The sequence below is a fragment of the Sphingobacterium sp. G1-14 genome (genome assembly GCF_002196555.1).
In the GTDB taxonomy this organism is placed as follows: domain Bacteria; phylum Bacteroidota; class Bacteroidia; order Sphingobacteriales; family Sphingobacteriaceae; genus Sphingobacterium; species Sphingobacterium siyangense.
Genome location: NZ_CP021381.1, coordinates 2451060 through 2466355, shown reverse-complemented (window position 1 = coordinate 2466355; position 15296 = coordinate 2451060). Strand labels below are relative to the sequence as shown.

Here is a 15296-nt window from a genome sequence, read left to right as displayed (position 1 = left end):
TTCAAACAACAAGATAAATTCTTTCTAATCCCAACGGTAGTCGTTGTAAAAATCTTCAGGATGTCTGCTAATTGCAACATCTTTTACAATCCGGATATTGGCTGCTCCCAAGTTGACATTCAACATAAAAGAAGGTACGTTTGCTGAAAAATTCCAACGACCATTGCGCATATACACGTAACCTCCTCTGTAAGGATCGTAGAATGTTTTGTAATCTCTAAAGTATACATGGTGTCTACTATCGTAACGATGTGCACTTGCCCAGGCCGGTGCTCCATGACGGTATCCTTTTCGGTATGACTTAGCTACTTCTTTATGATACTTACGGTCTTCTTTTTCGCGTTTTTCTAAATATTTTCGATATTCCTTATCCCTTTTCTCTTCATATTTTCTACGCTCTTTGTCCTGTTTCCATTCACGTTCATGTCCACGATGTTGAGCCGAAGATTGTTGAGGAGCGATTAAAACCAGCCCTCCAATTGCCAACGCGAAGTATATCATCTTTCTCATAACAGTATAATTTAAATTTAAAAATCAATTCCACTCTGCCTGTGTTCCATTCTTTTTTACAAGCGTTTCTATGGGTATGACTTCAATGTTTGAACAAAGGTTTAATCGATCAAGATGAATTTAATTTGTGCTGCAATATATAGAATCCATTACTTCAATTTAACGTATCTTTGTACCATGTCAAATACGGGATATATCACTGAAGATACCATTGTTGCATTAGCGACATCTTCCGGAACAAATGGCGCTATTGCTGTCATACGCGTTTCGGGCCAAAATGCCATAAAAATTACGAACGAAATATTTAAAGGAAAGAACCTACTTCAACAAGCATCACATACCATCCATTTTGGAACCATACGCGATGGCGAAGAGATCATTGACGAAGTATTGGTCTCCTTATTTGTAGCTCCGAACTCCTATACGAGAGAAAATTCGGTGGAAATATCAACGCATAACTCCAAATATATTATCGAGCGCGTTGTAAATTTACTCATCAAAAAAGGAGCACGTGCCGCCCGTCCGGGAGAATTTACCCTACGTGCATTTCTCAATGGCGGAATGGATTTATCCCAAGCAGAAGCAGTTGCCGATTTAATTGCATCTAATTCTGCAGCCTCACATCAAGTGGCGATGCAGCAGATGCGTGGCGGCTTTTCCAATCAGCTTAAATCCCTTCGTGAAGATCTCATTCACTTTGCTTCACTGATTGAATTAGAGCTTGATTTTTCGGAAGAAGATGTGGAATTTGCCAACAGAGATCAGCTAAAAAATCTAATCAATAAAATACAGGTTATTGTTCAAAAATTAGTGCAGTCTTTTGAACAGGGTAACGTCCTAAAAAATGGTGTTCCTGTTGTTATTGCCGGGAAACCTAATGTAGGAAAATCAACCCTATTGAACGCTTTTTTAAACGAAGAACGTGCCATTGTTTCAGATATTGCAGGAACAACGCGCGATACCATTGAAGATGAAATTAATATTCATGGCGTCACGTTCCGATTTATTGACACAGCAGGTATACGTGAGACGGCAGATGTTATTGAAGCAAAAGGTGTTGAGCGTAGCCGTGAAAAGATGAAACAGGCGAGATTGATCATTTACCTATTTGACCCTACACAGGACAAAGTCGAGGAAGTACAAGCGCAATTACCTGAAATCGAGCGCCTACAAATTCCATTTGTCACCATTATCAATAAATCAGATTTGCTTTCTGAGGCGCAAAAAGAGGTTTACAATGTCCTTAATCCGCTTTACATTTCAGCGAAAGAACAAATCGGTGTCGAGGAACTGAAAGACGAATTGATCAATCGTGTACATTTAGGAAATTTAAATACCGACGATGTCATGGTCACCAACATCCGTCACGTAGAAGCGCTACAAAAAACAGCAGATTCACTGGAACGCGTAATATATGGGATTGACAATCCTGTCACTTCTGATTTCCTAGCGATGGATATACGCCAAGCCTTATATCATCTTGGTGAAATCACCGGAAGTGTTTCTACAGACGATTTATTGGATAATATCTTTTCCAAGTTTTGCATCGGAAAGTAAATCTTAATTAACGATAATAAACAATAACCATCATTGATTATAAATCACTTAAAATAAACATTTTAAGTGATTTTTTTTATTATTAATGTTTATCTTTAAAATGTATTACCGCTCAAATAAAACTGAATAGTCCTGGTTTTCTTCAAAATTAAACCCACCTACTTTCCAGCTATACTGTCCATTAGAATTTCTCACAGCTACATGGACTGGACTTGCCGTAGTGCTATGATTATAAAAAACAACTATTGAAGATTCACTTTTTTCGATATTAATTTTTATTACGGTATCGCATACTCTAAAAATCAGGATGCATTAAATAAATTTTGGACATATAATCAACGTAGAATATTCATTTTGTCTGCGATAATCTTTGCAATACTTCACTATAAGCGCTACAATATGACTTTTGAAAACCTATTATTAATCCCATTTTTATTGGCTTTCTATTTTTCAAGGGGTTGGATCCTAGAATATGCTAGAGCTCCATATGGATTTATTTACAGTTGCTTACTGCATATACTATATAACTTCCTTTTATCGGTCAAATATACTTTAAATAACTTCTCTAGTTATAGATTCAATTACAATAATGCATTTAGTGGTTTTTATGTACCTAAAATGGATAAATTAAAGCACGGGAGTGATTTTGACAACCTTACTGGTTACTTACATTTATTCTTACAGACTAATTTAAACGCTCCAAAGGAGACAAAGAGAAAATTCCACTAGAGATCTTTCCATTCCATTCATAGTAGTAGGCTTGCCTCCTTTTGATAATAACCTTCTTGCTCCTAGGCATCCGCTCTTTGTCCACGGGTTGTATAACAGTGATCTCGTAATGGTTGGCCTGGGTATTATTGACTTTAATTTCGATAGCTTTTTCAAAGCCGTACGAATATACACCTAACTTGTAAACGTCCTGTCTCGGAAAATTAAATGTTTTCGTTGAATCAATAACGATTTGTTTTCTTAGTCTGGAAGAAAACATGCAATGTCTATATTGCGGAACATGGACAATATTTCGATAATTTTTCTTTTTGTTAATATATATGGAAAGTAATTCGAAGTAAAACGGAGTTCTACTGCTCATCTCGTTTTTCTCATAAGTTTCCAAATAATAGTTGATCGTTACTGAAATAGAATCGTTATCTTTTTGGACTGACTTTTCCCGTACCGATACCCTGGGTAATCTTTTTTCCAGGTGTGGATTTAAAATTACTGTATCTCCCTTTACTTCCCAATCTCCTCTATTCGTATAGGATTCAAATGTATAAGGGAAAATAGGATCTGCTTCAATAAGCTCAAATGTGCTGTCTAGATTTAGAGTCAGACGGGTCGAATATTCCCCATACGTACCGAAGATCGGTTTAGAAGCTTTTTGAGCAAATACGGAGAATACTAGTGAAAAATAAAGAAGTGCTGACAACAATACTTTGATCATAATCCATTTTTCCTTTGCTTTGTTAGGGATAGAATACAAATATATCACAAAATGTTCACCTAATTTACTCTTTGTTCTTCTTAAACAGGAAAAGTTATTTTTTCACAATACTATAAACCACAACCGGAAGGCACAATACGGTTAATATTACAGAGAACCTTTTGAAGATCAGCAAATCTTTCCGTTTTTTTAATAATTCTTGGTCCGATAGTTCGCTTAATTCTTTTTCTTTCATGCTATTTTTAATTAAGATCCTATGATAAAATACTTAATAATACCTTGTAAGTTTTCTTGTTGTGTCAGCGATACAGGTATCATTTGCTAATAATGGCTTCTGATCAAATATAAATATCTTCACGAACATTTATCAAATTATTTCCTTTTTAGGATATATTGTACTTACCACAGTCTTTTATCGGTAATAATGGAGAAACAACATCTTTAACAAATTGCCGATAGCACGATACAACAAAAAGACAAGGTCCTACCATGGTAAAACCTTGCTCTTATTAGTGAACAAAAAACATACAGATCCGGCGCAGAACGGGGGCAATAGCTAGTTGGCTTCAAGCTGAATAACCCCCGAAATTAGTCCTTCACCTTTTGCCCTTACCCGTATTTCACCTTTGTTTTTGCTCGTGACAATCGCCAAGGCTTTACCATGAAAAGCATTGCGAGAAGCTGATTGGAAGCTTGTCAGATCCGTCGTATTGCCATTGTCTGTCGCCACAATTTTTGCACCGCCTCCCTTCACCTCAAATTCGATTTTATCGTCTGCATCAGGAACGATCGTACCAAATTCGTCCACGATATAGGCATGCACAAAGGAAAGTTCTTTGTTTGCCGAATTGAAAGTCAGGTTTTCTGAAGACAATTGTATACGATGCGCTTTTGCTGCCGTACGGATCGTTTTACTTAGCAGTTTCTTGCCACCTTGAAACGATATTACTTCAATCTCCCCTGGTTCAAATTCAACGGCCTTAAATACAAGGTCGTACCGGTCTGGGTCTCTGGACTGCTCCCCTATCTTTTTACCGTTCAGATAAAGCTCCACCCGGTCAGCCTGATTAAAATACACGACGATATCTACCCGGTCACCTTGCTTCCAATTCCAATGAGGCAATACATGTAAGATCGGCTTTTCTGTCCATACGCTTTGATACAGATAGTAGACATCTTTCGGAAACCCGGCTAGATCCACAATACCAAAGTACGAACTTCGTGCCGGCCAGGCGTACGGTGTGGGTTCGCCGAGATAATCAAATCCCGTCCATACATACATCCCAGCAATATGGTCATACCTTTCCATCAACCTCAAGCTTGTCTGATGATTTGAACCCCATGGTGTGAATACATTGTCGTAAGCCGATATGTTCCTGTCTTCATTCCCGCCAGAAAAAGGAATATCCCATCGTTCAGGCCACATGCGGCTAGAATCATAAGGAACCAAATCATACGTTCCGCGGCTTTCCAACGCCGAAGTGCTTTCCGTTACGATAAACTTCTTTCCGGGGTGATCCTGTGGGAAGCTTGCCCATTTCTTATGGTTATAGTTGTAGCCAATCAGATCTACCGCCGAACTCATCAGCACCGGATTTGCTTTGGAAAGCTCATTATTAGCAATGGTGGTCGGACGTGTGCCATCTAGACTATCGACGATTGCTGCCAGCGCGATCGGAATCGCTGTACCATCAGCTTTGGAATGCCATTGCTCCTGCGCTTCATTGCCCAGGCACCAAATAAACAGCGACGGATGATTCCGATCCCTTTTGACATGGTCAACAAAGTCCCGCTTGTACCATTCGTCCCAGTATAAATGATAGTCATAAGGGTTTTTATGCCCTTTCCAGACATCGAAAGTTTCACTCATCACGACAAAACCCAAGCTGTCGCAAAGGTCCAAAAACGCTGGAGCCGCAGGGTTGTGTGAGGTGCGTATCCCATTGACCCCCATTGCTTTCATGATGCGGAGCTGACGTAATGCTGCCGACGTATTGAATGCCATGCCCAAAGCGCCGAGATCACTATGTAAACAGACACCCCGGATTTTAAGCTGCCTCCCATTCAGTATAAAGCCCCGTTGCTGATCGAAGCTAAAATTACGTAAGCCAAATTTCGTAAGCTGTTCATCTAAAACCCGACCATCAACAATAAGTTTAATTTTTGCAGTATATTGATAGGGATTTTCAATACCCCATAAGACGGGATTTTCGAGGACTATCTGCTGAGCGGTGGAGTGCAGACCTGCTTTGACAGCGCTCAAGGTGGTACGTTTGCTTGCGACAACAGCACCTTGAGCCGAAAGAACCTCTGTCAGAAGCGTAATCTTTTTTGATTCCTCAAGGTTATGCTCAATTTCCAGAGAGAGATCCACGACAGCACGTTTCTCACTGAGCTGCCCAGCTCTTATGAAGGTACTGTTCGTTCCTATGCTGACTGGATTCCGGCTGATTAATTTGACATCCCGATAGATCCCCGACCCCGAATAGAAACGCGAGTTGGGCTGATTCTTATTGTTTACTTTTACTGAAAGCAGGTTGTCTCTACCATCCCAGTATAAATAAGGGGAAAGCTCATATTCAAATCCGATATAACCATTGGGTCTTTTTCCTAAAAAATGCCCATTGATCCAGACTTCACTGTTTTCGTACACACCTTCGAATGCAATAAATATCCGTTGCCCTTGCTCAGCCTGAGCCAGCTTAAACGTTTTTTGATACCATCCTACGCCACCATCGAGGTAAGCAGCCCCGCTACCTGCGGGGCTGTTTTCTCTAAATGGCATTTCGATACTCCAGTCATGGGGTAGATCGAGCTTTCGCCAGCCCTCTCCTTTTCGTCCATGGCTATATTGCTGGCTGCTATCCAGTTTAAACCACCAGCCCCCATTAAAATCAATAACCCTTCTGGACTGTCCCCTTAAGGAGACCGTCGCCCCCAATAACAGGAAGAGCAGGATCATCATTCGGCTATATCCTGTGTGAAATAGTCGCTTCAACATAGGCTTATTTAGTCTTATTGGTATCCGAGGCATTTTCGGTCAAACTCTCCTTGTAGGCCTTGCTGATAAAATTAAAGGTCAGCATAGCTGCTCCGTCGTTCGAAAGCACAGGATCCCGCAATACCGCCAGTTGCATCGTATTCTCGGTCAGCGACATAATACGGACATCGCCCCAGTCGACAACGATCCCATCTTGTGGCTTTCCATGTAAAGGCGAAGCGCCGGTCATACGGATGGTTTTCTTTTCGGTATCGATATTAAAAGTCCCCTTCTGGACTTTCCCCAGCATAGCATGATTCACATTGATGTTTGCACCGCCTTTCAGATCAAAAGTCATACTTCCATAATCACCGGCAGGCATAAGCCAGCTATTGCCTTTCCAATCGGGTTCCCAGCTCCAGCTATCGCTATTTAAAGGCGCGGCTGTTTTATTGATGCTTCCCCACCAGTCACCGGTGCCGTAAAAATACATTGGACCTTTAAAGTAGCGGGAAATACCCTCAGCATCCAGATCGAGGTACCAGATTTTCTCTTCCCCTGCCCCGCCCGTCAATAAGCTCCAGGTCTCGTCACTGATAAACTCTGCATACATCTGATCGATTTTAAATGTCACAGGCTCGCCATAGACAATACCACCACGCGTCTCGACACCAAATTTAACGGTGTACTCACCGGGAAAAGGCATTTTCAGGGTTACCTTTTTCTCCTGACTCCGTCCTTGTGGATGTTCCCACAATGGGGTGTATTTTGAATCCATCAAGCTGGTTAAATACACAATATTGGGATTGCTGGCATCATGTTCAACGGTAAAGGCCTTTCCCTTCTCCAACTGCGCCGAAGTGACATCGATGTCTCCCAGTGTATAATTCTCGGGAGAACAGGCTCCAAAGAGTACCATCGCCGCAAAAAAGCAGATGGCATATGTGAATATCTTTTTCATGTTTGTCTAGTTATAATTCAACCAATAGTAAGTCCTAGTATACCTGTGTTTAGTTCCATCCAGCATTTTGTTTCAGTACACCATTGGATAAGGTAATCTGCTTGTTAGGTATTTGCATAAATCCTTTCGTGGTCAAAAAACGCTCTTTAGTCACAGTGACCTTCTCCGGCACAGATCCACTGAGCACATCTTCGGTTGTTTCCAGTGTAGCGGCGGCATTATTCAGCCCCTGCCGCAATACATCCCAATAGCGGATACCTTCAAATGCAAATTCAAATTTTCTTTCCTTCAGAATATTGTTTTTTGAAACTGCTAGCGACACAAAATTGGCCTTGTAAGCTCTTTTCCTTACCTCGTCAAAGTATTTCTGTGCGTTTGCGGAACCGAGTTCTGCCGCCATAAGCAAGACATCAGCATAGCGGATGACAAAGTAATCCTGGTCTTGGGACAGTTGCATATCCTTATCCCCTCCGGTATTAGTGGTGCCGTCCGGCAATGCCGTGGGGGCGTATTTTTTTATGGTGTAACCTGTATACTCACGCTGGTCTTTCAGGTCAAATCCCGTGATATTCTCGCCATCGATATCAATAATTGAGGCAGTTTTGCGTGTATCCATGTTGTCAAACTCATTGAAGAACTTTTTGCTTACCGTACATGCCCCCCATCCTTGGCCATAAGGCGACCAATTTTTACCGCGCAAGCCCAGAAAGACGACCCAGCGGTTGCCATCAACATAACCGTTGTAGTTCGATGTATTGTTGAATTTCTGTGCAAATACAACCTCAGGATTTCCCTTACCGGCATATTTGGAAATATCTAGCGTATTATTGCTTGCATTGGGGATATAACTCGCTGCCGGCCACAGATTTTTGAAATCTGCCACCAGCGCAAACTGGCCACTGCTGATAACTTCTTCGAGTCCCGTCAGGGCTTCGGCCTTGGAGACACCGATATCTTCGCCGCCATAATAGCCTGCATAAAATAGATAAACACGGGCCAGTAGCGCTTTAGCAGCAAATGGAGTTGCCCGACCATCATTGGTTGCCGCAGCTGACTTGGGGTAAGCTGTTGCGGGGATATTGGCAGCCGCAAATTTAAGGTCTGAAACAATCAGTTGATAAATCGCTTTGGGGTCCGACTGTGGAATATTCTCATTGGTCGGGCTCGTTAGCAAAGGGATGTTTTCGAATAGACGGACGAGATCAAAGTACATGGTGGCCCGCAGGAATTTCGTTTCCCCTTCGATACGTGCCCGCGCTGTTGTGTTGCCTGAAAAATCAGTACCGTCCAATTTTTCCAAAAGGGTATTGCAGCGAAAAATTCCCGCGTAGTAATCAGACCAGGTACCATCAAAGATATTATTGTCCGATTGGGACTGCGCAATATCAAAACGGTCTATTGCCTGAAATGAGCGACCGTCTGTTGTACCTGTTCCGCCAAAACAATTGTCGGCAGCCACCTCTGCTGTCAGATAGAAAGACTGGCTCCCATTGGAGGTCGTCCGTTGATAACCATCATAGCAGCCGACCAGAGCCATGTCGGCATCGGCTACCGTTTTATAAAAATTGCTTTCCAAAACGCTTGTCATCGGTTCGACATCCAAAAAACTGGATGAACATGATCCTAAGATTAAGGATCCAAATAACATGGAATGATAGATATAGCTCGTTTTTTTCATGATTTCTTGTGTTTAGAATTTAACATTTAGGCCAAATAATACAGTCCTTGGTCTTGGATAGTAACCGAGGTCGATACCCGATACCCAACCATCTGTTCCATAGCCGATCTCGGGATCCATCCCATCATATTTGGTGAACGTAAACAGGTTTTGACCTTGTACGTAGAAGCGGATCTGATTAGCATACTTCCATTTGATCAGCTTCGACAGATCATAACCTAAGGTCACATTGCTGATCCGAAGAAAGTCTCCATCCTGAATATAAAGGTCTGAAAACTGCCAATTGACATTAGTTTCCGTAACACGGGGAATCGTACTGGAAGTACCTTCCCCGGTCCATCGGTCTAATATTCGTGTGGTATAGTTTGCTTGTTTATTGGCATGATTGCGGTAAGACTGTACAATTTTGTTTCCAAGGGAACCATAGGCATTCACCGAGAAATCAAATCCTTTATAATCCAGTCCAATATTAAATCCATAGGTAAAATTAGGCATGCCCACGCCCAAATTTGTCTTATCCGAGGCATTGATAATACCATCGTTATTCTGATCTACATATTTCACATCGCCCGGTTTTACATCCGCTTGAAGGATACCTTTTCCGGCTGTTTTCCAGGCGTCGATCTCGGCTTGGTTCTGGAATAGACCGTCTGTTTTATACCCCCAGAAGTAGCCAATGGGCAGGCCGTTTGCGGCGCGGTAAAATTCTTCCGAGTTATCGTATAACATGGCTGTCTGTCCGTGGATAATACCATCTTCTGTTGGTATCTGTCCCACCTTATTTTTGTTATAGGCACCATTTACCCCAATGCGATACTTGACTTCATTGATCTTATCCGCCCAATTTAGTCCCAGTTCCACCCCTGTATTCTTCACGTCACCGCCATTGATAAAAGGGGGCAACGTTCCGGTTGTCGCCAAAACAGGCGCTGTAACCAGCCAGTTTTTCGTCTTTTTGACATAAAAGTCGGCAACAACATCCAGACGGCTGTTCGCAAATTTGGCATCAAATCCGATATTGGTCTGTTCGGAAGTTTCCCAGGTCAGATTCGGATTGGATAAGCGGCTCGGATAAGCCCCGGCAATATTATTGTTGCTCGTTCCAAAGACATAATGTGCGCCGGGGTTGGACGATGTAATGCCTGTTGAGGTACTGATGGGTGCCGCATATTGAAAATCAGCGATATCCTGATTACCCACTTGCCCCCATGAAGCGCGGAGTTTAAAGAAGTTTACAGCCGCTAAATGTTCTTTAAAAAACTCTTCCGAAGAAATTACCCAGCCTGCCGATACCGAAGGGAAATATCCCCAGCGGTTACTGCGCGAAAATTTAGAGGATCCATCTGCACGCAATGTAGCATTCAACAGGTACTTTTCCTTATAATTGTAGCCCAGCCGTCCAAAGTACGAGACCCTACGGGTGATGTTCTCAGGTTTTCCAGACACCGTACGCGTTTCGACGACGTTTCCTTTTTCATCCAGGTGTGCCTGGCCTGTGGTATTGTCGAGGTAAGCATGTGCAAAATCATTGAACTGCGAAAGCAGATTCCAGTTGGACCCCGAAAGGTAAGTTCCCTGGTAACGTAGCGATTCCATACCGACCATGGCCGAAAAGCGATGATCCGTATTGATATCAAAGTCATAAGATGCTGTATTTGTCCAGGTCAGCGTATGACCCTTGCTCATATTCTGCGAGGTTGTTGTATGATCTTGGTTGTAGGTGTAGATGGAAAAGCGGTATAAGGGCGTAAAACTTCTGTATTCTGAAGCATAATAGTTGAATCCCAGCAATGAGCGGACCTTCAAGCCTTTGATCGGTTCGATTTCCGCAAAGATATCGGCCAATAGTTTTTGGCCATCATTGGCGTTGTTCGAATTGGTCATCATCACCCCATATGGATTGCTGTCCCCATTGTACCAAGGTGAATTGGAAGTATCATTGAAAGGACTTCCGTACAAGCCATTGTCCGAATACACCGGTGACAAGGGCGAAGTGGCAAACGCACCGCGCAGCGTATTGCTGTACTGATTGCCTACACTGATGCCTCGATTTTTGATGTAGTTAAAGTTGAGGTGCTGACCTATTTTCACAAAGTTATCGAAGAGTTTATGTTCCGAATTCGTCCGGAAACCATAACGCTGATAGTTGGAAACGTCTTTACCACCGACAATCCCCTCCTGACCAATATAATTCATCGATAAGGCGTAGGTGGATTTTTCATTGCCGCCAGTCAGGGCAACATTGTAATTGTCCATTTTTGCATTATCCTTGAACATATAATCCATCCAATTGGTATTGGCCAGACCGTCCATGCCGTTAAAATCAATCACCGCGGCCCCCGAATTCAGCGATTGCTCATTCATGATCAGCTTGTACTGATCTGCATCCAGCAATTTTGCTTTACGCGAAACGTTCTGAATGCCCGTATAGCCATCAAACGACAGCATATTTTTTCCCGCAGCGCCCATTTTAGTCGTGACCAGGATAACCCCATTGGCAGCCTGCGAACCATAGATGGCGGCCGAAGCTGCGTCTTTCAGTACGTCGATAGATTGGATATCGGCCGCATTCAAGACCGAAATATCCCCTCCCGGAACGCCGTCGATGACGTACAAGGGGCCCGAATTACCGATTGTTCCCAACCCCCGGACGACGACCTTCATATCTGCTCCCGGCTGACCGGAAGTTGATGTAATGGATACACCCGGTGCTTGTCCCTGAAGCGACTGCAGCGGGTTCAATTGATTGCGTTTCTGCAGTTCTTCACCCTCCACCTTCAAATTGGCTCCTGTATTCAGTTTTTTCTTTTGTACACCGTAGCCAATGACTACCACCTCTTCGAGATCGGAAGCTTGCGGCTGTAGGCGGATCACCATATTGGGACCAGTAATTTTAACTTCCTCCGTTTTGTACCCTACGTAAGTAATGGTCAATACAGTCCCTGTGCTGGCTGCAATAGAAAACTTGCCCGATTCATCGCTGCTCGTTGAAATCTTCTGATTCTTTACGCTGATACTCGCACCCCCGATCGGCAATCCTGAATCAGCCGAAACAACCGATCCGGTGAAGGATTGTGCCCAGACCAAAGAGGTCACGCTGGTCATGACAACGACGGCCATGCCCCTGCTCAACAATTGTTTGCTTATCATATGTCTTGATTTATAAATTGGTTTTTATTATTTTAATTTGACCTGCAAGGCTTTACCTGCATAGGTTACCACTGTAGATTTTGCTGATGAAACATCCAGTCCGACGGCATTCCTGTCGCTGACAAAAATGATATTGAACTTTCTTTTGGTCAGCATGCCGTCGAAATCTCCCTGACGGCTGGCCAAAGACAGTATCTGTTCAGAATTATCGTAGCTGAAATCAATGCGGCTATATTTCCCTTTTTCATAATTATAATTGCTCCCTTCGTCTTCATAGAGTGAAAACTGACCGTCTGCTCCGGCATAGATATAAATATCCAGCACATCCGGCTTTTTCTCGGCCGTATACTGCATGACAGGTCCAATGGGCACTATTGCTCCGGCTCTGACATAAACAGGGATACGTTCGTATGGTGCTGCAATAAGCAGATCCTGCCCGCCTGCTACCATCTTGCCACTGTATAGATCATACCAGCTGGCTCCTTTTGGAAAGTGTATCTTGCGTGAGGTCGCTCCTTTTTCAGTGACTGGATTGATGAGCAAGGATGGTCCCCAAAGGTATTGGTCGTTGCTGTCGAATCCATCTTTGTCCTGCGGGAAATCCATGGCAAGTCCACGTATCATCGAATAGTCCTCAAAAAAAGTCTTTGCGGCAAGACTGTAATTATAGGCCAGTAATTTATACCGTAGATTGATCGCATAGGTCATGCTTTTATAGGCCGGATGATCCACAGGAGCGATATTATACGGCTCACGGTAGGGATATTGTCCATGCGCCCTGAACAAAGGCAAGAATGCCCCGTATTGGTACCAGCGGCTATTCAGCTCGCGCCACTCCTCCAAGTCTGCCGCATTAGGTTTGTGAAACCTATTTTCAACCAAAAAGCCACCCGCATCCATGGTCCAGTAAGGTGTCCCGGACATCGAGAAATTGATGCCCCCGGCAATCTGATCTTTCATGTCATGCCATCTCGAAGCAATATCGCCGCTCCAGGCCGCCGCAGCATAGCGCTGCTGCCCTGCAAAAAAAGATCGCGTCAGAATAAATACCCGTTTGTTAGGATCTGTTTCACGCTGGCCCTCATAGATACCCTTGGCATTTTGCAAAGGGAACGCATTATAATAGCGAACAGATGACCCTATACTCGGCTGAAAAACCGATTTACGCTCATCCAGATCAATATTGGAGTGAATATCTGGTTCGCTGGCATCCATCCACCAAGCATCGATCCCAATTTTGAACAGGTTGCTGTCCAACAATTTCCAGAACCCATCGCGTGCCGCTTTGTTGAAAGGATCATAAAATGTCGAGGTATAGCCCTTTCCGATCCAGTCTTTTCTGCCATCATAAATATTTCGTGGATAGATCCATTTGTTGGCTTTAAATTCTTGGTATACGGAAGACTCTTCATTGATTTTGGGCCAGGCCGAAATCATGATCTTAAAGTGCTGATCATGCAGCTTCTTCACCATGGCCTGAGGATCTGGGAAACGCTTTACATCAAATTTCTGGCTCCCCCAGTCATTTTCAGCCCAGTAAGACCAATCCTGCACAATATTGTCGATTGGAATCTTACGTTTGCGAAATTCAGCTGCGACCGCTTCAATTTCCGCTTGCGTCTTGTAGCGTTCTCTGCTCTGCCAAAATCCGAAGCTCCAAAGCGGCATAATCGGTGCCTTGCCGGACAAGTGGCGATAACCTGCAATGACCTCATCCATTGATGCGCCCTGAACAAAGTAATAATCTATGGCATCGCCAGCTTCCGAATTAAAGGAAAATACGTTTTTACGCACTTCCGGGATAGGACTCTGCCAGTTTAAGGTAAAATAAGACTCCCCTCCATCTGGTATCCATTCCATGCGGATCTGGTGGGTCTTATCTTTCTGGAGGTCTCTCTCAATCTCAAAGGTACCTGCATTCCAGGATTGCCGCCAGCGGTCGGCGACCAGCTCCCCATCAATCCAGACTTTCATATAACCCGAATATTTAAAATGCAGCACATGTTTGCCTGTGTAGGGCGAAGAGAAACTTCCGGCATAGATGACTTTGCTTTCGGCCAGATTTACGCCTTTTGGAAACTTGTGCTGATCTGTTAGGTAGCCATAGTCAATGATCGATTCCGGTCGGGATAGATAAACCTCTTCGCCCTTGTTCCGATTTACATAGGTTGCTGTGAGCCAGCCCGGTTCACCTTCTTTTGACTGTAGTTTAAAAGCATTTAAGGGCAATAACGGTCTCACGTCGCCCGCTTTTGTGATGGAGTAATTGTGCCATAAAATACCATAGTTATTGGTGGACAGTAAAAAGGGGATTCCGATTTCTGTATTATATTGCAGCAGCGAAACCTGTTTTCCACGGTTATAGTTCATCACCGCATTCTGATGTTGGCCGAGTCCGTAGATCCCTTCTTCAGCATTGACAATAAAGTCTTGGTTAATGTGATAAAATGCATCACCTTGATAACTATTGGCTAAGAAAGAACTTGAATTCCGCTTTGCTTCTTTAAGGATGGATTGCCCCTTAAGATCAAAAAATTCCACGTTACCATTCATCAAGGAAACAACTGCCTGCATATTGGCCGTTTGTACATTTACCGTCGAGTCTGTCGAGCTTACCGCGAGTGATTTTACTTGCCGGCGCAGTGAATCGACGATCACTAAGCTTGTTTGTCCCGGTAAGACTGCACCAGCCGGAACAGCTGTGACACGCACAATCTTGTCGGTTACGACATCCAAATAAATATCCTGATCAATGGAGGTCTCCGAATTTTTGAAGCTGACCTTAATACCGGAAGGCATTTTTTCATAATGAGCTTTATTGGCTTGGCTAAATCCCTGCTGCACGATTGCGAAGAGCATCAAACCACTTAAAGCGTACGTTAAGTTGCGCATTTAAATAAGATTTATTGGTTATTATATTCCCTTGGTTATTACACGTCCTTTCCTATTGAAAGAACAGATCAAATATAGAATGCAACCGGTTGTATAAGGGGTATGTTTTGTTAACTTTTAGGGGTTA

At 43.3% G+C, this 15296-nt stretch carries 9 protein-coding genes; 2 read left to right on the top strand and 7 right to left on the bottom strand.

From position 1 onward, the window contains the following. Window positions 1-24: 24 nt before the first annotated feature. Entirely contained in the window at window positions 25-510 is a 486-nt protein-coding gene (locus tag CBM24_RS10135) for a hypothetical protein (protein WP_120334634.1), read from the bottom strand. A 177-nt stretch (window positions 511-687) separates the two neighbouring features. Between CBM24_RS10135 and mnmE the strand changes: the two genes are divergently transcribed. Both mnmE and CBM24_RS28050 read left to right on the top strand, forming a co-directional pair. Then, complete coding sequence (gene mnmE / locus CBM24_RS10130) at window positions 688-2067, top strand: tRNA uridine-5-carboxymethylaminomethyl(34) synthesis GTPase MnmE (RefSeq protein WP_088161114.1); 1380 nt, start codon at window positions 688-690, stop codon at window positions 2065-2067. 267 nt (window positions 2068-2334) lie between these two features. Then, window positions 2335-2796 (top strand): type II CAAX prenyl endopeptidase Rce1 family protein, encoded by a 462-nt coding sequence (locus CBM24_RS28050; RefSeq protein WP_088161113.1) that lies wholly within the window; start codon window positions 2335-2337, stop codon window positions 2794-2796. Here CBM24_RS28050 and CBM24_RS10120 read toward each other — a convergent pair. The 6 genes from CBM24_RS10120 to CBM24_RS10095 all read right to left on the bottom strand — a co-directional run bounded on the left by CBM24_RS10120 (window position 2753) and on the right by CBM24_RS10095 (window position 15169). Beyond that, complete coding sequence (locus CBM24_RS10120) at window positions 2753-3508, bottom strand: copper resistance protein NlpE (RefSeq protein WP_145327425.1); 756 nt, start codon at window positions 3506-3508, stop codon at window positions 2753-2755. The genes CBM24_RS28050 and CBM24_RS10120 overlap by 44 nt on opposite strands. Before the next feature lie 556 nt (window positions 3509-4064). Continuing rightward, window positions 4065-6509 (bottom strand): glycoside hydrolase family 2 TIM barrel-domain containing protein, encoded by a 2445-nt coding sequence (locus CBM24_RS10115; RefSeq protein ID WP_198386086.1) that lies wholly within the window; start codon window positions 6507-6509, stop codon window positions 4065-4067. 4 nt (window positions 6510-6513) lie between these two features. Continuing rightward, the gene (locus CBM24_RS10110; protein ID WP_088161111.1) at window positions 6514-7449 is read right to left on the bottom strand and encodes a hypothetical protein; all 936 of its coding nucleotides are present in this window, start codon (window positions 7447-7449) and stop codon (window positions 6514-6516) included. A gap of 49 nt (window positions 7450-7498) precedes the next feature. Then, window positions 7499-9127: a RagB/SusD family nutrient uptake outer membrane protein gene (locus CBM24_RS10105; RefSeq protein WP_088161110.1), complete on the bottom strand. Its 1629-nt coding sequence runs from the start codon at window positions 9125-9127 to the stop codon at window positions 7499-7501. A 12-nt stretch (window positions 9128-9139) separates the two neighbouring features. Next, window positions 9140-12277 (bottom strand): SusC/RagA family TonB-linked outer membrane protein, encoded by a 3138-nt coding sequence (locus CBM24_RS10100; RefSeq protein WP_198386085.1) that lies wholly within the window; start codon window positions 12275-12277, stop codon window positions 9140-9142. Window positions 12278-12304: 27 nt separating this feature from the next. Beyond that, a complete protein-coding gene (locus CBM24_RS10095; RefSeq protein WP_232475748.1) occupies window positions 12305-15169 on the bottom strand; it encodes a TIM-barrel domain-containing protein in 2865 nt (954 codons plus the stop codon). Window positions 15170-15296: the final 127 nt, after the last annotated feature.

Excerpts from the sequence above, each read along its gene's own strand:
- mnmE (WP_088161114.1), top strand. The coding sequence starts at position 688 with ATGTCAAATACGGGATATATCACTGAAGATACCATTGTTGCATTAGCG.
- CBM24_RS10115 (WP_198386086.1), bottom strand. The coding sequence starts at position 6,509 with ATGTTGAAGCGACTATTTCACACAGGATATAGCCGAATGATGATCCTG.
- CBM24_RS10095 (WP_232475748.1), bottom strand. The coding sequence starts at position 15,169 with ATGCGCAACTTAACGTACGCTTTAAGTGGTTTGATGCTCTTCGCAATC.
- CBM24_RS10100 (WP_198386085.1), bottom strand. The coding sequence starts at position 12,277 with ATGATAAGCAAACAATTGTTGAGCAGGGGCATGGCCGTCGTTGTCATG.
- CBM24_RS10110 (WP_088161111.1), bottom strand. The coding sequence starts at position 7,449 with ATGAAAAAGATATTCACATATGCCATCTGCTTTTTTGCGGCGATGGTA.
- CBM24_RS10120 (WP_145327425.1), bottom strand. The coding sequence starts at position 3,508 with ATGATCAAAGTATTGTTGTCAGCACTTCTTTATTTTTCACTAGTATTC.
- CBM24_RS10105 (WP_088161110.1), bottom strand. The coding sequence starts at position 9,127 with ATGAAAAAAACGAGCTATATCTATCATTCCATGTTATTTGGATCCTTA.
- CBM24_RS10135 (WP_120334634.1), bottom strand. The coding sequence starts at position 510 with ATGAGAAAGATGATATACTTCGCGTTGGCAATTGGAGGGCTGGTTTTA.